We start from the raw sequence: 16,265 nt of genomic DNA on the forward strand, positions 1-16,265 counted from the left end.
CCCAGCAGAACCGTCCGGGGAGATTCCTAGATGAAGCCTGGCACGAGGACCGCCACCAGGACGTTGACGGTGGCGAGGATGCCGGCGGCGTGGGTCAGCTTCTCGCTTGCCCGCTGGTTGTTCTTGCGGGACTTGCTCGCGGCGATCTCCAGTGTCGCGACCACGGCGAGGGAGACCAGCAGCTTGATCCCGATCTTGAGATGGTTCACATCGGCGCCTCCCCAGAGGTCGGCGGCCTCGCCCAATGCGACGATCAGCAGGCCGCTGAGAAGCAGGATGCGGCCGCCCCAGACCATGACTGGCCAGGGTCGTGGCTTGCGGAGGACCACGAAGTACCCGCCGATGACGGCAGCCATCGCGAACAGGTGGGCCAGGACGCTGAGGTCGTAGATGATATCCATACCTCCAGCCTATGGAATGAGCCAGAGGTTCAGGCGCGCAAGGTGTCAACCGAATGGTTGATCTTCGCGGCACTGACGAGCCGGAGCCTGATCAACTGGCCTTCTTCTTCTGGCTGGAGCCGCTGTCCTTCGAGGAGTTCTTCGAAGAACCACCCTTCGCGGGACCCTGAGATCCCTCACCTTTGGAACCCTCAGACTCCCCAGCACCCTTCCCCGAGCTCTTCCGCCGGGAGTCCACCGACTGCTTCAGCGCCTCCATGAGGTCGATGACGTTGCCGTCGCCGTCGTCCTCATCCTCGACGTTGCCGAAGGTCGCGTCGGTGTCGATGTCCTCCCCGTGGGCGAGCTTCTCCTCCACGAGCGTGTGCAGCTGGTCCTGGTATTCGTCCTTGAACCGCTCCGGGTCGAAGTCCTCGGCGTAGGCGTCCACCAGCGAGGTGGCCATCTCCTGTTCCTTCTTCGTCAGCCGCGACTTGGGGATGTCGAACTCCGGTTCGCGCAGCTCATCGGCCCAGCGCAGCCCCTGCAGCACGATCACGTCCTCACGGACCCGCAGCACCCCGAGCCGGGTCTTCGTGCGCAGCGTGAACGTCACGATCGCCACTCGGGAGGACTCCTCCAGGGTTCGACGCAGCAGCACATAGGCCTTCGCAGACTTCCCCGCAGGCTCCAGGTAGTAGGACTTGTCCAGCACCATGGAGTCGATCTGGTCCTCGGGTACGAACTGCTCCACCGCGATCTCCTTGGAGTCGTCCGCGGGAAGCTCCCCGAGCTCCTCCTTGGTGAGCACGACGGTGGACTCGCCTGAATCGTAGGCCTTGTCGATGTCCTTGTAGTCGACCTTCTCGCCGCAGACCTCGCAGTGGCGCTGGTAGCGGATCCGCCCGCCGTCCTCGTCGTGGACCTGATGCATGGTCAGATCGTGGCTCTGCGTGGCCGAATACAGCTTGATCGGCACCGTCACCAACCCGAAAGACACGTCTCCAGACCAGATCGCCCGCATGGGTCACTCCTGAGGTTGTTCATCATGGGTTCTTCGTCATTGCTCTTGGGCTAATGACATCACAGCCGTCTGGGTCCGGACAGATAGAGCGGACGACGACGGCGCGGGCTCGGCTGGGAGACGCGGCGGCGGCAGGGGAGCTGGGCCAGCAGGTAGGCCGCGATGAGCAGCATCTGAATGCACCCACACACACGGAGGGGCACTGCCGATGATCGGCAGTGCCCCTCCGTGGAAGTCTGAGATTCAGCGCTTCTTGCCGTTGTTCTCGTACTGCGAGAGTGCCAGGCCCAGTCCGAAGAGTGTCGGCGCCCACTGGCCGACGAAGATGCCCCATCGGTCTGCCTGCGGCTTGGAGTCGTCATTCTTGTAGCGGGAGAGCGCCCAGCTGCCGAAGGACAGCCCCACTGAGACCAGTGCGGCGTTGTAGGCGTGCTCGGAACGTAGACCCAGATTATGCAGTGTCGTCAGCATGTTGACTCCTCAAGAACATCGTTGTCAGTACCCGGACAAACTCGGCACCTGACTTCAACGTATGGTCGCCGCCTGGTGACTTCATGGTTCTTACCTCCACCTAGGCTTTGCACGCCGGAGTGCCAAGCCTAGGCGCGCGGCGGTCAGCTCAGCGCGGAGTCGTAGGCCGCCAGGCCCAAAGTGCCCAGCACGGCCGAGACGTCCCGTGGGGATCGAACACCAGCCGACGACGGCGGCAGGTGGGCTGCCAGATGCACCCACTCCCCTGCGTGGTTGGGCAGGGAGAGCATCGAGCTGTATCCGCGCTGCGCGCCGTGGGCGGTGAGCTCCCAGCCCGAGAGGGTCTGGTGCGGCACTCGTTTCGGCCCGAAGCCTGGGAGCGCCGCGGCCAGGCCGGCGGGTTCGAAGACCTTGCCCATCCAGCCGTGGAGCCGGTGACGGGTTTCGGAGGAGACTCCCCCGGCTGCGGCTGGACCGTTCCCGGTTTCGCCCGGGGTCCCAAGCGCACGCAGCAGCTGCAGGTTTGCGGAAGGAGTCGTCTCACCGACGAGCCCCTCGCCCCATGATTGATCGCGCTCCAGGCCGGTCAGCCGAACAGCATCGAGGCCCAGCTTCGCGACCAGGCTCTGGGCTTCGGTGAGCAGGTCGACTCCCTCGGACGCGGCGAAGTCCAGCAGCGCGAGCACACAGGCGCCGTCTCCGGTGGAGAAGACCAGGTTCACCGCGTCGTCCACAATGAGCGTCAACTCCCCGGACATCAGTCGCAGAGTCCCGGTCCGTGCGCCGGCGCGGTGGTCAGCGGTCACCGTGAGCGGACGCCCGAGGAAGCCCCCGTCCCCCTCGGCGAGGAGGGCCAGGGTCAGGCCGAGCAGCAGCTTGCCCGTGCCTGCCAGGTCGTGCGGTTCATCCGCCCGGGATTCGGCACCCACCCCAGTAGATTCAGCAGACCCAGCGGCGCCCACGGCGAAACGCAGCTCCGGATAGGTCGCCGCACATTCCTCAAGGCTCAGCATCTTCACCTCAGCGACCAAGGGCCCACTCCTGAACTGCCAGTCCCAGCTCGGCGAACAGATCAAACGCCGCCACCCGCCCGGGGACCCCGGAGGGCAACACGGTCGGGATGTTCTCGGCGTAGGCCGCGACTGCTGCCAGAGGTGCACCCGACGCCGAGAGCGCCAGTCCCACCTGGGAGAGGCTGCGCAGCCCGCGCCCGTTCTTCTCCGCGAACCGAATCTGAGTACAGGCGACCCCCAGCGCCGGGGTGAAGAGGCTCAGCATCGCATCACGCACGAACTCGCACAGCTGCTGCGACAGCATCAGCTGTGCGGCGGCAGCGCCATCCACGCACCCGCGGCCCAGCTGCTCCAGCAAGCGGGACTGATCCTGCGCCGTCGTCGTAGTGAGAGTGTCCAATGAATGACTCCAGGTCAGGTCTCCGGTGCGGGGGAAGATCTCGCGGTGCAGGGTGGCGTGGAGGCCCATCCAGGCGCAGTAGTCGTTGACCCATTGCAGCGGGTCAGGCCGGACGGAGCCGATGGCGGCGAAGACCAGCTGGGTGCAGATGTTGTCCGAGGTGCTCATCATCTGCAGCAGGCAGTCGCGCAGGCTCAGCGAGATCCCAGCGGAGAGGCTGCGCATGATCCCGGCCTGGACGCCGTCCTTCATCTCCTCGGTGATGACCGAGCGGTCTTCCAGGCTCAGTTCGCCGGTCTCCACCAGTGCGAGGCAGGCCAGCAGCACGCTGACCTTGCGAGTGCTGAAGGAGGCGGCGGCGCGGGTCGAGTCCTGGCCGATGATCTCGCCGGTGCCGATCGCGCGGATCTCCCAGGACAGCGCGAAGGGCTGGTCTGCGGCTAAGCGCGTGACCGCGGCTTCGAGGTGCTGCAATGACTGCTCCACACAACTCCTCATCACTGCGGGCGCGGGATGACTACAGCATAGTCGCGAGCGCTGACCTGTCCGCGCGCTGTACGCCTCACGCGTCACGCGCCCGGTTCACTCGGAAGCACCTAGGTCGGACGGGCCCGCTCCAGGGCGTCGATCACGGCGTCGATCCGCGGGTTGCCGCGCGAGCCTGCCCGGAAGGTCAGCATGATGCGGCGGTGCGGTCGATGCTCACCGGCGAGCGGGACGCGTCGAACGTGCGGATGTGAGATCTCCTGCGCGATCCGTGGCACCGCCGAGATGCCCAGACCCGCGGCCACGAGAGCCGCCGTCGCGGTGAGGTCCTGTGCGTAGTGGCTGGATCGCGGGGCATAACCCGCTGATCGGGTCGCCGCGTAGAGCTCCTTGTAGGAGTCCTGGTGCGGCAGACCGGTGATCCACTCCTCGTTCCGCGCCTCTTCCAACCGCACCTCCTCCCGCGAGGCGAAGGCATGAGACTGGTGCACCAGCAGGTCGATGGGATCATCCATGAACTCCGCGACCTCAAGGTAGGCGGGGAGGCGACTCGTGGATTCATCGGCCACGAAGAGGCCCACATCGATTGCGCCGGTCTCGAGGGCTCGTGTGATCCCCTGCGAATAGATCTCCTTGGCCATGGGCCGCAGCAGCTGGTGATCCTCCCGGAGTCGCACCACGGCCGGGGTCACCACTGAGGTCAAGACCGTGGCGAAGCCGCCGATCGACACGGGTCCGCAGAGCTCGGTGGCGGCCGAGGCTGTGTCGCTGAGCGCTGATTCCCACGCGGCGTTCAACGCCCGGGTGTGCTCGACCAGCCGATGGCCTGCCGCAGTCAGTTTCACCCGACGCCCCTCGTGCTCGAGAAGGTCGAGGTCGATCTCCGCCTCGAGCTGTTTGATCTGCCGTGACACCCCAGAGGGGCTGCGAAACAGCGCTTCCGCAGCGGCCGTCACCGTCCCGTATTCACTCACGGCGACCAGGAGCTGCAGGCGGGAGTCGATCATGAATCAATACTGCACGATCATCGTGACTATGTGAACCTGGACGCAGGCTTCTGAGTCCGTTGAACTGGGCCCATGCCCCACTCCACAATCTCCACGGTCTCCCGGCAGCACGAACCCCCGATCTCTCTGGCCCGCCTGACCGGGATCCTGGCGGTGTTCACGGTGGTGCTGGTCATCGGCGGGACCGATATGACCAAAGTGGCTGTGGCGCTGCCCGAACTCACCGAACAGCTGTCGCTGGGCCCGGTCCAGGCGCTATGGGTCGCCGATGCCTACGCCCTCACCACGGGCATCGCGATCATTCCCAGCGCAGTCCTTGCCGATCGCTATGGACGAAGGCGCGCCTACCTTGCCGGGCTGACCGTCGCCATGGCAAGCGCCCTTCTCGCAGGGACCGCTGCCGATCCCACGATGCTGATCATCGGACGGATCGGGCAGGGGGTCGGGTCCGCCCTGCTCATCGCGGCCACCGTGGCGATCATCCGCGTCTCATTCCCCACCGAGAGATCTCGAGCCTTCGCCTATGGCCTCTGGGTCTCCAGCTTCAGTGCCGGCGTCGGTCTCGGACCGCTGCTGGGCGGCGTGCTGGTGGAGCACCTGCCCTGGGCGTGGATCTTCTGGGTCAACGCACCGGTCCTGGGCCTGTGTCTGCTCGCTGCGGCCTTGGTGCTGCCCGAGTCGAGGAACGCACATCCCCCGGGCCTGGATCCGTTCAGCATCGGGTCCTCGACGATCGGAATTGCGGCTCTGATCCTGGCGCTGAAATCGATGCCGCGGGACGACTCCGTCGTGATCGCGCCGGCACTCCTTCTAGGAGGCGCGGTCGCCCTGACTGCCTTCTGCGTCCGGCAACTCCGACTGCGCCGGCCGTACCTGGACGTCGCGCTGTTCAAGAACCCGGTGCTCGCGGTCTCGGCGCTGAGCATCGCGGCCACCACGGGACTCTTCAACGGCACCCTCTACCTGCTCACCCAGCAGCTCCAGCTCGTTGACGAGCGGTCCGGCATCGAGGCCGGCCTGGTGCTCCTGCCCCTGGCCGCGGCCAGCGTCCTCGGCGGCGTGCTGAGCCCTGGACTGAAACGGTGGATCTCCGAGCCGTACCTCTTGATCTCAGGGTTCCTCTGCACGGCGTCGGGTGCCCTGCTGTTGATCTCGTTGCCGCAGACAGCCCACCCTGCGAGCCTGATGCTGCTCGGACTCGGCGCCGGCACGGTGATGGCCATCGCGTCGAACGCCTTGATGAGCTCCGCTCCGACCACCCGCACAGCCGATGCCGGCGCGATCCAGGAAAGCGCCTTCGCCCTGGGTGCCGGGATGGGCATCGCCACCCTCGGGGTGCTGTCCCTGCACTTCAGCGCGCTGGACGGTGACGATCTGGGAATCGGGATCCACTCTGCCCTGGGAGTCGGCGCGTTCATCTACGCCTGCCTCGCGATTCCAGCAGCCCTCATCTCCTTGGCACGACGGCGCTGAGCTGCGGCCTGCGGAGCCTGGACGACGGCGAGGAAGCAGGCCTCGATCATCTGGCAACGCTGCACGGGGTGGGTCCCAAAGCGATTCGCATCCTTCGGGAAGCGCGGCAGGAACAGCTCGAGCAACTGTTCAGATGTCGTCCTCGTAGGCAGGTCCGCCCTCGCTCTCCCAGCGGCCCAACTGACGAGCCTTGGAGGCGTTGTACTTGCGCCGCACCCCGTAGCCGCCCTCGTCGTCCTCATCGAAGAAGACGGCGCCGAATCGCTCCAACGCCGCCCGCAGCTTCTTTTTGGCTTCTGGGTCCAAACCGGATCCGCGGTGTTCGAAGTCGCGGACCCTCGCGGGCTCGAGCGAGGCCTCCTCACTGATCTCTTCGACGGACACCTGTGTGAGCGCGCGAGCTGCCCGGGCCAGGTCTGGGGTCAGCGGAGCGAGATATCGTTTCATCTTCCCAGTGTGTCAAATACCACACCTTTCGGGAATGGCCATGAGAATGGCATCGCCGTCACCCTCAAGAGATCGGAACAAGCACCATGCAGAAGACCTCACTGATCGCACTGGCACGGCATGAACTTGAGCAGGCTCGTAAGGCGTCCAGCGGCAGGAGCGCGAAGACGGTGTTCGGGGGTCATGAGCATCAACTGCGGCAGACTCTCATCGCCCTACGGGCAGGTGAGGAGCTCTCCGAGCACGAGAACCCCGGGGAAGCCACCTTGCAGGTGCTGGAGGGCCGAGTCTTGCTGAAATCCGGTGAGGCGTCCTGGAACGGATCACCCGGAGATCTCCTGACCATTCCGGACGGACTGCATTCGCTGGACGCCGTCGAAGACGCCGTCATCCTGCTCACGGTGGTCAAGCAACGCTGAACGCAACCGCCTCGCGTGAACCGAACTTAACTTCTCCCCCATTTCGGCTTCTGCAGTTTCTGCGACACCGCTAGGCTCCATCGATCAACACGAGTGTCGGTTAGAGCCCTCTCGGACTCGCTACCGTTCCGACGTGGTGTGAACCACATGAAGTAATCTCCTCATATGGCTCATACGAGGAAAAAAGAACAGCACATCGCAGTCTTTGGAGAGAGTGGCAGCGGAAAGACGGTGCTGATCTCCTCGTTCTTCGGAGCCACCCAGGAGCGAGAGTTCACGAAGGATCATCAGTTCCGCGTAGTGGCAGAAGACGTAGGCCAGGGGAATCAGCTACTCCAGAACTATTTCAGAATGCGTAGCTCCGGGGAGGCCCCTCCACCGACTCGCTTCCGCACAACCCGGTACCAATTCTTGCTCAAGCTGAAGGATCCGCTAGACGCGGCGGCAAAGAGAGCGATGCCCTTCGATGAGTTGAGCATCGTGTGGCACGACTATCCCGGCGAGTGGTTCGAACAAGATGTCAGTGGACCTGAAGAGGGAAAACGCAGAGTCGAGACGTTTAGGGCACTCCTCGGCTCGGACGTGGCACTCCTGCTCGTCGACGGTCAGAAGCTTCTGGACAATGAAGGTCAAGAAGAGCGGTACCTCCGGGCACTTCTCGCCAACTTCGGCAACGGACTGCTGACCTTGAGGGACGATCTTCTCGAAGGTGGAAAACCACTCGTCAAGTTCCCGCGCATTTGGGTTATCGCCCTTTCGAAAACTGACTTACTACCGCAAACGACCGTCTCAGGTTTCAAGGCTCTGCTCATTGAAAAGGCCGCAGGAAACTTGGCGGATCTTCGCGAGACGATAGCGAGCATGGTCGAAGGCAACGACGCGCTCTCTGTTGGTGAGGATCTCGTCATCATTTCTTCAGCGAAGTTCGAGCCGGACGAGATCAACGTCGACGACCGAATTGGGTTGGATCTGATCCTTCCCCTTGCCTCGGTACTCCCCATCGAGCGTCACGTCAGATGGGTGCAGAGAAGAGAATTTTCTGGGAAGGTGGCGGAACACCTGTTGGGGAAGGCGAGCGCCGTAGGTGCGGTGGCGATGGTGTTTGCACTCCGTGCCGGCAAGGCGTCCAGGCTGCCTGGTCCTTTAGGCGCAATTGCCGGGCTCCTCGGCACTTTCGTATCTAGGGAGGTAGTGGTCAACGGTGCGGAACTGGCCGGAGAGAAACTCAGGCGGGCAAATCAAGAAGCATTGGCGAAGAAGCAAGTCCTCACCGCGATCCTGACGCGGTTCAAGATAGACCTAGAACAGGGTGAGGAGAACGACGTCCTGCACAGGAGCCAACGATGAGCCTGATCTGGGCGACTCGCGGGCGCACTTGGGGGTTTCGTTTCGTCAAGAACGCAGGGGCGTCGGATCCTCTGCACGTATATGAAGCTGTCTTCTCTGGCATCCATGACGGCCCGGAGGCTTGGCGGCGCCTAGGCCACACGGTTGCCTTACGATTCCGTGACCCTGAAGGCCGGAAGGACCAGTCCGGACGCGTCATCTTCCACGATTTCGTGCTCGAAGGTGACGCGGCTGGGGGCCTGAACTCAATTCAGGATGCGCGGGAACATATATGGCCGCTCGTCGCCGAGGAGTACAAGCGAATATACGACTCACCTTCGCCACCTTCCCCTCACGAATAGGTGCGCCACGAAGCCGCGTCAGAAACCCAGCGAGGAGAACACGATTGGCGGAACGACACCCATAGAAGCATCTGTTCCCGATCACCGTGGCCCTTATCCTCGCGCAGGTCGTCGCGGTGTGGATCTCCTTGACCTACTAGGGTCCGGAAATTGGAACACCCGTCGCTCTCATCGGGCTGATGGCGATCCTGGGTTTCACGATGGCGTGTATGCGCAAGAGACAGGCGAACGGCACCACCGGAGAATCCTGAGAACCCGACGATCCGACCCCACCGTCCGGCAGATGGAGGCCGCGGCCCGCTGGGCGCATTAGGGTTGGATCATGATCAATGAAGACGCACGACTGCCCCAGGACATCCTGCACGCACTGCCCGGCTCCAACGCGGTGATGAAGCACGGCGTTGATGTCGACGCTGCCCGCTGGCGCGCCGAACTCTCCAAGCGCAACCTTCCCACGCTGACCGGCATGCTCGGCAGCCTTGACAAGGTCTCGCTGACCCGCCGCGACGTGTTCGAGATCGGTGACCGCGAGCGCACCGCCGACAACGCGTTCCAGCTGTTCTACTACTCGCTGTCATGGGGTCTCGGGCCTAAGGTTCCGCGGCTGCATCACCGCCTGGACAACTTCGCTTCCCACCGCGACGAGGCCTCCGAGCTGCTCGTCAACGCGTGGAACTCGGTGCGCAACGGCGACTCCGCCAAGGACGCCTTCAGCATCCTGACAACCGACGACGGCGCCGGCCGGATCCCGTGGTTCGGGCCCGCCTTCTCCACGAAGTTCCTCTACTTCGCCCAGGGCGCGGCCGCCGAGCCGAAGCTGGTCAGTCTGGACCGCGACGTCGCCGCGAACCTCGCTCGCGACGCCTGGCCCGACGCGACCACTGACGTCTGGGTCCCCGAGGTCTACCAGCAGTACTGCACGCTGATGACCGAATGGGCGGACGAAGCCTCGCAGGACTCCTCGGTGGACCGCACGGTCCGCGCCGATGAGATCGAACTGGCAGTCACCCGCCGGGCATAAGTCACTTCCCTTTAGGGGGCATCACTGTGACGGGCGCTTCGCAGCTGAAGCGCCCGCCACAGTCATGTCTTGACCTGAAGGTGCTCTCCATTTTCTCGACTACTAGCTACGCTCGAGCCATGCTCAAGGAAGATGCGTTTCTGCCAGAAGACATCCTGAACTCACTCCCCGGACGGGACGGCGTGATGAGTCACGCAGAGCCTGTCGACGGTTCCCGGTGGCGGAAGGCGCTTTCCCAAAGAGGGCTTCCAACAATCGAGGGAAAGCTAGCCGAGAGTGACCAGACCACCTTGACGCGTCGTGAAGTGTTCGAACTCGGGGAACGAGAGATTTCAGTAGAGAACGCATTTCAGCTTCTCTACTACTCGCTCGCTTGGGGGCTAGGATCGAAAGGCTCTTGGATGACTAGACGCCTAGACGATCTCGCGACTCAGACCGAAAACGCGGCGGATCTCCTCCCAGCGGCCTGGGTCTCGGTCAGGGACGGCCAGTCCCCCATTTCGTCATACAGAGTTCTCACGACTGAAAGAGGCGCCGGGAAGATCAAGGGTCTGGGTCCGGCATTCGCCACCAAGTTCCTCTACTTCGCCGAGGGGAGCACGAATGACCCGCGTCATTTGATTATCGACAAGGTCGTTTCCGCTAACCTCAAGAGAGATGCTTGGCCCACGGCGCCCCTCGCGGCTTGGTACCCGGATAGCTACGAGCGCTATTGCAAACTCCTCGAGAGCTGGGCTGCGCAAGCTTCGAACACTCTGGACCCGTCGAGGTCAGTCCGGCAAGACGAAGTCGAGATGGCACTCTTTCGGCGCGAGCCCTAACACCACCCAGCAAACGCTCAGCCTCCCCCACCAGGGTTGAGCCATGGCAAGCAAGCGGCAGCAGACCGTCACCGTGGGCGGTCACAAGCTCCGGCTCTCCAACCTGGACAAGGTTCTCTTCCCCGCCTCGGGCACCACCAAGGGTGAGGTCGTCCACTACTTCCAGACCGTCGCAGACGCGATGCTCCCGCACACCAAGAACCGCCCCGCCACCCGCAAGCGCTGGCCCGATGGCGTCGGCACCGAAGCCAAGCTAAACGAGCCGTTCTTCCGGAAGAACCTCGAAGACTCCGCCCCGGCCTGGGTACCGCGCGAGGAGCTGGAACACTCCGATCACAGCAACACCTACCCGCTGGCGAATGAACCCGCCGTGCTGGCCTGGTTCGGGCAGGTCGGCGCCCTGGAGGTCCACGTCCCGCAGTGGCGGTTCAGCCCGGATGGTGAACCGCAGAACCCCGACCGGCTCGTCCTGGACCTGGACCCTGGCCCCGGCGCGGACCTCGCCGACTGCGCGCGGGTGGCCCGCTGGTGCCGCGAGATCCTCGATGAGATGAACCTGCCCTCGGTCCCGGTCACCTCCGGCTCCAAGGGCATCCATCTCTACGCCGCGATCAACGGCAGCTACACCTCCGAGCAGGTCTCCCAGGTGGCCCATGAGCTGGCCAAGGCGCTTCAGGCCGACCACCCGGATGATGTGGTCAGCGATATGAAGAAGTCCCTGCGCCAGGGCAGGGTGCTCATCGACTGGTCGCAGAACAACCGCAACAAGACGACCATCGCCCCCTACTCGCTGCGCGGCCGTCCCGGCTCCGCCGAGGGTCCTCATGTCGCCGCCCCTCGGACCTGGGAGGAACTCGAGGATCCTGACCTCGCCCAGCTGGACATGCACCAGGTGATGGAACGCATCACCTCCGGCACAGATCCCTTGGCTGACTTCACCGCCGACGACGACGCTACGGACGTCCTGCCGCCTGCCCAAGACGCACTGAGCACCTACCGGTCCATGCGCGACGCCTCGAAGACTCCCGAGCCGGTCCCCACCGACTCTCCCGCCGCCCGGACCGGAGATCCGATCTTCGTGATCCAGGAGCATCACGCCTCCCGGCTGCACTATGACACCCGGCTCGAGCACGACGGCGTGCTGGTCTCCTGGGCGGTGCCGAAGGGCCCGCCGCTCAAGAGTGGTCAGCAGCGGCTGGCGGTGATGACCGAGGACCACCCGATCGAGTACGCCGAGTTCGAGGGCACCATCCCGAAGAACGAGTACGGCGGCGGGGAGATGTCCATCTGGGACTCCGGCACCGTGAAGATCGAGAAGTGGGAGATCGGCGAGGGCAAGACCGGGAAAGTGGTCTTCGTCCTGACCGGTGCACCCGAGGGCGGGCTGGGCGGGGTGCCGCGGCGCTACGCGCTGGTGCAGACCGATGAAGCCGGCAAGGACTGGCTTATGCGGATGACCAAGGATCAGCCGCGTGCCGGCAAGCGCGCCGAAGAGAGCCCTGCGAAGCCGTCATCCGAGTCGCCGGGGAAAGCCGAGAAGACCAAGAAGTCAGCCGCCGCATCTACGAAGAAGTCAGCGTTCCCAGACCCACTCCCCTCCCCCATGCTCGCCTCCCCCGGCAAGCCCACCGACATCCGCGGCAAAGGCTGGGTGCTGGAGGGCAAATGGGACGGCTACCGGGCGATCGCTGCAGTCCACGCCGATGGCCGGGTGGAGATCCGCAGCCGCAACGGCAAGGACTTCAGCTCCATTTTCCCCGAGTTGAGCGAACTTGCGGACCTGGTCCCGCCTGGCACCGTGGTCGACGGCGAGATCGTCGCACTGAACTCCGGCTCTCGGCCCGACTTCGGCCTGCTCCAGCGCCGCGGCAAACTGAGCAAGGACAAGGAGATCGAGCAGGCGGCAAGCAAGATCCCGGTGCACTTCATGGTCTTCGACGTCCTACACACCGCAAAACACGGCGACCTCACTGGCGATCCATATTCACGCCGCCGGGAGGTCCTGGAACAGCTCGCTGAGATCGGCAAGCACGTACAGGTGCCTGGTGACTTGGGCGATTCTCTGGATGAGGCCATGGAGGTCAGCCTGGAGCTCAAGATCGAGGGACTCGTGGCCAAACGCGCCAGCAGTCCCTACCGCCCCGAGCGGCGCTCCGATGACTGGGTGAAGCTCAAGCATGAGAGCCACGCGGAGGTGGCGATCATCGGCTGGCGCCAGGGCAAGGGTGGCCGCGCCAAGACCTTCGGCTCCCTGCTGCTGGGCATGACCGACGACGACGGCGAGCTCCACTACGCCGGACGGGTCGGCACCGGCTTCAGCGATGTGGAACTGGGCGATCTCCGCGCCAAGCTGGAGAAGCTGGTTCGCAAGACCGCCCCGGTGGATGACGTCCCTGCCGAGGATTCCTCAGACGCCACCTGGGTGACCCCAAAGCTGTCCGCGGAGGTGCGTCATTCGGGGGTGACCAGAGACAACCGGCTGCGCCACCCCACGTGGCGGGGCACCCGGATGAACAACGGGCCCTGAAATTGGCTCAGTGCGGACGCCCTGTACACACCACTGCTGATCCGTAGACTGCGAATCAAGACGCACATACCCAACACAGGAGAACGATATGACTGACATGACTGCGAACGAGCTCGTCAAGAAGCTGAACAGCATCGGCACCTGCATGTTCACCACGGTGGATCAGAACGGCCGGATCGTCTCCCGCCCGATGGGTGTCACCGAGATCGATGACCAGCACAAGTTCTGGTTCTTCACCCCGCTGAACTCGGACAAGATCGAGGACATCATCGGTGAGGGCGAGGTCAACCTCAGCTTCGTCGGCGACCATACCTGGGTCTCGATCGCGGGCTCCGCTCAGGTCATCGCTGATCTCGAGCGCAAGAAGGAGCTGTGGGACCTGGGCCCGAAGGCCTACTTCGAGGGCGGCCCCGAGGATCCCAACGCCGTGCTGATCGAGGTGACCCCGGAGACCGCCCAGTACTGGGAGGGACCCGGCAAGGCCGCGGCACTGGTCAAGATGGCGAAGGCGTCGCTCTCCTCAGAGACCCCGAACATGGGCGACCAGGGGCAGGTAGAGCTCTAAGCAGGTCCAGGGGCGCCAAGGTGGCCCGCCCCTCGTCACTATCGATGAGGTCTTTGCGGCTCCGTTTCTCGCGTCTCCTACCCAAACTCAGGGGCTCCTGGGTTGATCCGAGTTAGGTTCCAACAGCTACGAGAGTTGCGCCCGCGCCCAAGACTCTGGGCAGGAGACTGGTGTGACCATGACAGCACAAGCCCACGAGGTTATTCCCCGGAACAGATCATCCGGAAGCTTCAAGACGACGAGAAACTGCGGGCCAGTGCGACGTCCTCGCAATCATCGTCGGGGAATTAGGAGTCACCGAGGCCAGCTAGTACCGGTGGCAGGACAAGAACGATCACTGCGCGTTCTCCTCGGTGAGGACCCTGACGTAGTGAACGGTGAACGCCGATCCGATGAGGCGGAACTCTTGGCGGTTGCGGCCGAAGTCGAATGGGTTGTCGGTCGGCTTCTGCCAGAAGTCGAGGCCTTTACCGAGGTCGATGCGCCAGCCGAGGTTGGTCTCTATGCGGCGGTCGTGGATCGTGTCGTCGAGTCGCACTGCCAGGCGGACGCCGACCGCATCTGAGGCGTCCTTGATCGACTTGAGCATGAGTAGTTGATTGTGCTTGAACTCAATCTTTGGCTCCTCAGTGGTGACAAGCTCTACGGAGATCTCGTCAGCATCGTCCTTCACCGCGGCGAGCAGGCTCAGCAGGTCAGTGAGATTGCGCCCCTGGTGCGGCAGGCGGATATACGGATCTGTAATCGTAATCTCGGATGCGCCGCGAAGGTAGGGCAGAAGGAGGGTTTCGTAAGAGATGCCCTTCTGACCCGCCATGAAGTCACGGTGTCCCTCGGTCAACGGTGAGACTGCGGGCCCAGAGGACAAGTCCGGCACCGCGGTAGCGGCCGATGGTGCAGAGTTCAACTTCGGCCGGATTGGCGTAGGCGTGCCCTCATCTAAACCGTCGCCGCCGGGAATTGCGGCCCAGTCCCGCCTGTAGAGCTGCGGGTACTGGCGTTCTTCGCGAGTTGCGACGTCGTGCCATACGCCCGCCTTGTCAACGTACCGGAAGTGGACGGGGGTGTCGCGCATGGTGGCGTCGATCCGCAGGATCGAGTCCTTGACGCGCTTACGGCCCTCGATCGCAAACTCCAGCATCGTATGGACCTCTTCCTCATCGGCCTCACCCGTCGGGTGCACAAGCTTCATCAGTCCGGAGAAGGTCTTGCGGATGCCGTCCTGGTCGCGTGCCGAAAGCGAGCTGTCGAGTGTGAAATAGTCCCTGTACTTGTCCGAGAAGTCCTCAGACCGCTTGGCGCGCAGGATCTCGGCGAGGTAGTCGACGACGAAACCGTAGCCCGTGGAGAACATCTCGGACCGAATTGGTGCAACCTCCCAGCCGGGGATGTAGTGGTGGATCCGGTCGAGCCAGGCCGGGTCGCTGTAGGCGTCGGGCAGCTCATCGAAAAGGTGGGAGTTTTTGAGCATATGGGGCACCGTGTGAGTCGTGTTGCCGATAAATGCCATCGAGGCCTCGGCTCCATAGATGCTCGTCCCGCGCGAGAATGACTTGTTCGCGAGGTAGTTCTTCATCACATTGACGAGGTTCTGGTCGGTACGCCGATTAGCTGCGAACTCGTCAAACGCAACGCAGTCCCAGTATCCCACCAGCCCTATACGGCCGTTGGCGTTGTTGACGAACAACTTGGCGACGGTGACCTCCCCGCCGGAGATAAGGATGCCGTTCGGGGAGAACTCACTGAACGTGTGTGACTTGCCGGTGCCCTTTGGTCCGAGTTCGACGACGTTGTAGTTGCGCTCGACGAACGGGATAAGGCGGGTCAGGGCGATGAGCTTGCCGCGGTCGTTGAATTGCTCAGGGTTGAGGCCGACCGACTGCATAAGCAGGTCGATCCATTCCTCGGTCGTGAACGCCTCGCGCGCCTGGTAATAGTGGTCAATGTCGACGCCGGCGACCTGAATAGGCTTGAGACTGCCGAGGATCCACGGCACGACGCGCTGGTCGTCGGAGTGGAAGTACTCAATATCGCAGATGCACCACACACCTCCGACGAGGAGCTTCGGGTTTCGCTCAACTGTGACATCATCGATGATGACGCCTTTGACCTGAAGGTTCTCGAACTCAGCTTCGTGGACGTCGTTCTTCTCGTTGACCGTGACAGTGACCTTGTCAATCACTCGGTGGCGGCCCTTGCGGCGGATCTCTGACTTGACGAGCATATGTTCGTTGCGGTTGACGTAGTGGGCCGCCAAGATCTGGCGCACGCTCGCGATCCCGGCCTGAATCGTGGCCTCGTCGTCGGACGCGGCGTATTGGCCGAGCAGGTACTCCAGCACGTACGACGGTACGACCGCGTTCCCGCGAACTGCATTGACGAGGTCCTTACGGACGACGGCGCCGGCGAAGTGCTCGTTGATTTTGTCGTCGAGCGCGGACTTCTTTGGGGCGGCATTGTTCGCCTCAGTAGGGGCGAGGACGTCAATCTCGCCGAGAGCTTCTTCGAGGTTCGTCATGACTC

General features: G+C 63.6%; 15 protein-coding genes. 7 read left to right on the forward strand and 8 right to left on the reverse strand.

What is annotated here, in order from left to right:
- Positions 1–26 precede the first annotated feature (26 nt).
- The 6 genes from LTH93_RS02990 to LTH93_RS03015 form a co-directional block, all read right to left on the reverse strand.
- A complete protein-coding gene (locus LTH93_RS02990) occupies positions 27–401 on the reverse strand; it encodes a hypothetical protein (protein ID WP_241464188.1) in 375 nt (124 codons plus the stop codon).
- A 91-nt stretch (positions 402–492) separates the two neighbouring features.
- Positions 493–1,404: a non-homologous end joining protein Ku gene (ku, locus tag LTH93_RS02995; protein ID WP_255727131.1), complete on the reverse strand. Its 912-nt coding sequence runs from the start codon at positions 1,402–1,404 to the stop codon at positions 493–495.
- A gap of 243 nt (positions 1,405–1,647) precedes the next feature.
- Positions 1,648–1,875: a hypothetical protein gene (locus LTH93_RS03000; RefSeq protein ID WP_241470035.1), complete on the reverse strand. Its 228-nt coding sequence runs from the start codon at positions 1,873–1,875 to the stop codon at positions 1,648–1,650.
- A 143-nt stretch (positions 1,876–2,018) separates the two neighbouring features.
- Entirely contained in the window at positions 2,019–2,906 is an 888-nt protein-coding gene (locus LTH93_RS03005; protein WP_241470036.1) for a serine hydrolase, read from the reverse strand.
- On the reverse strand, positions 2,896–3,774 hold the full coding sequence (locus tag LTH93_RS03010) for a serine hydrolase (protein WP_241470037.1): 879 nt from the start codon (positions 3,772–3,774) through the stop codon (positions 2,896–2,898). Before LTH93_RS03010 ends, LTH93_RS03005 begins: the two co-directional genes overlap by 11 nt.
- A 110-nt stretch (positions 3,775–3,884) precedes the next feature.
- A complete protein-coding gene (locus LTH93_RS03015; protein WP_241464183.1) occupies positions 3,885–4,781 on the reverse strand; it encodes a LysR family transcriptional regulator in 897 nt (298 codons plus the stop codon).
- Positions 4,782–4,853: 72 nt separating this feature from the next.
- Between LTH93_RS03015 and LTH93_RS03020 the strand changes: the two genes are divergently transcribed.
- Positions 4,854–6,254: an MFS transporter gene (locus tag LTH93_RS03020; RefSeq protein WP_241464180.1), complete on the forward strand. Its 1,401-nt coding sequence runs from the start codon at positions 4,854–4,856 to the stop codon at positions 6,252–6,254.
- Between the two features lie 129 nt (positions 6,255–6,383).
- Here LTH93_RS03020 and LTH93_RS03025 read toward each other — a convergent pair whose 3' ends face one another.
- On the reverse strand, positions 6,384–6,701 hold the full coding sequence (locus tag LTH93_RS03025; RefSeq protein WP_241464178.1) for an XRE family transcriptional regulator: 318 nt from the start codon (positions 6,699–6,701) through the stop codon (positions 6,384–6,386).
- 86 nt (positions 6,702–6,787) lie between these two features.
- On the opposite strand from LTH93_RS03025, the gene LTH93_RS03030 reads away from it, so the two are divergent.
- From LTH93_RS03030 to LTH93_RS03055, 6 genes are all read left to right on the forward strand, one after another.
- Positions 6,788–7,120, forward strand: a complete 333-nt coding sequence (locus LTH93_RS03030) for a cupin domain-containing protein (protein WP_241464177.1) — start codon at positions 6,788–6,790, stop codon at positions 7,118–7,120.
- Positions 7,121–7,285: 165 nt separating this feature from the next.
- Complete coding sequence (locus tag LTH93_RS03035; protein WP_241470038.1) at positions 7,286–8,467, forward strand: TRAFAC clade GTPase domain-containing protein; 1,182 nt, start codon at positions 7,286–7,288, stop codon at positions 8,465–8,467.
- A gap of 663 nt (positions 8,468–9,130) precedes the next feature.
- A complete protein-coding gene (locus LTH93_RS03040) occupies positions 9,131–9,829 on the forward strand; it encodes an 8-oxoguanine DNA glycosylase OGG fold protein (protein WP_241470039.1) in 699 nt (232 codons plus the stop codon).
- Between the two features lie 119 nt (positions 9,830–9,948).
- Positions 9,949–10,650 (forward strand): 8-oxoguanine DNA glycosylase OGG fold protein, encoded by a 702-nt coding sequence (locus LTH93_RS03045; RefSeq protein WP_241470040.1) that lies wholly within the window; start codon positions 9,949–9,951, stop codon positions 10,648–10,650.
- 43 nt (positions 10,651–10,693) lie between these two features.
- The gene (locus LTH93_RS03050) at positions 10,694–13,177 is read left to right on the forward strand and encodes an ATP-dependent DNA ligase (RefSeq protein WP_241470041.1); all 2,484 of its coding nucleotides are present in this window, start codon (positions 10,694–10,696) and stop codon (positions 13,175–13,177) included.
- Between the two features lie 88 nt (positions 13,178–13,265).
- Entirely contained in the window at positions 13,266–13,742 is a 477-nt protein-coding gene (locus LTH93_RS03055) for a pyridoxamine 5'-phosphate oxidase family protein (RefSeq protein ID WP_241470042.1), read from the forward strand.
- Between the two features lie 334 nt (positions 13,743–14,076).
- Here LTH93_RS03055 and brxL read toward each other — a convergent pair whose 3' ends face one another.
- Positions 14,077–16,260: a BREX system Lon protease-like protein BrxL gene (brxL, locus tag LTH93_RS03060; protein WP_241470043.1), complete on the reverse strand. Its 2,184-nt coding sequence runs from the start codon at positions 16,258–16,260 to the stop codon at positions 14,077–14,079.
- Between the last annotated feature and the right edge of the window lie 5 nt (positions 16,261–16,265).

This window comes from Nesterenkonia sp. DZ6, assembly GCF_022565835.1.
Lineage (GTDB): Bacteria > Actinomycetota > Actinomycetes > Actinomycetales > Micrococcaceae > Nesterenkonia.

What these genes read in the sequence shown, in the direction of transcription:
- LTH93_RS03035 (WP_241470038.1), top strand. Translation starts at nt 7,286, where the DNA reads ATGGCTCATACGAGGAAAAAAGAACAGCACATCGCAGTCTTTGGAGAG.
- LTH93_RS02990 (WP_241464188.1), bottom strand. Translation starts at nt 401, where the DNA reads ATGGATATCATCTACGACCTCAGCGTCCTGGCCCACCTGTTCGCGATG.
- LTH93_RS03020 (WP_241464180.1), top strand. Translation starts at nt 4,854, where the DNA reads ATGCCCCACTCCACAATCTCCACGGTCTCCCGGCAGCACGAACCCCCG.
- LTH93_RS03025 (WP_241464178.1), bottom strand. Translation starts at nt 6,701, where the DNA reads ATGAAACGATATCTCGCTCCGCTGACCCCAGACCTGGCCCGGGCAGCT.
- LTH93_RS03000 (WP_241470035.1), bottom strand. Translation starts at nt 1,875, where the DNA reads ATGCTGACGACACTGCATAATCTGGGTCTACGTTCCGAGCACGCCTAC.
- brxL (WP_241470043.1), bottom strand. Translation starts at nt 16,260, where the DNA reads ATGACGAACCTCGAAGAAGCTCTCGGCGAGATTGACGTCCTCGCCCCT.
- LTH93_RS03040 (WP_241470039.1), top strand. Translation starts at nt 9,131, where the DNA reads ATGATCAATGAAGACGCACGACTGCCCCAGGACATCCTGCACGCACTG.
- LTH93_RS03030 (WP_241464177.1), top strand. Translation starts at nt 6,788, where the DNA reads ATGCAGAAGACCTCACTGATCGCACTGGCACGGCATGAACTTGAGCAG.
- ku (WP_255727131.1), bottom strand. Translation starts at nt 1,404, where the DNA reads ATGCGGGCGATCTGGTCTGGAGACGTGTCTTTCGGGTTGGTGACGGTG.
- LTH93_RS03015 (WP_241464183.1), bottom strand. Translation starts at nt 4,781, where the DNA reads ATGATCGACTCCCGCCTGCAGCTCCTGGTCGCCGTGAGTGAATACGGG.
- LTH93_RS03045 (WP_241470040.1), top strand. Translation starts at nt 9,949, where the DNA reads ATGCTCAAGGAAGATGCGTTTCTGCCAGAAGACATCCTGAACTCACTC.
- LTH93_RS03050 (WP_241470041.1), top strand. Translation starts at nt 10,694, where the DNA reads ATGGCAAGCAAGCGGCAGCAGACCGTCACCGTGGGCGGTCACAAGCTC.
- LTH93_RS03055 (WP_241470042.1), top strand. Translation starts at nt 13,266, where the DNA reads ATGACTGACATGACTGCGAACGAGCTCGTCAAGAAGCTGAACAGCATC.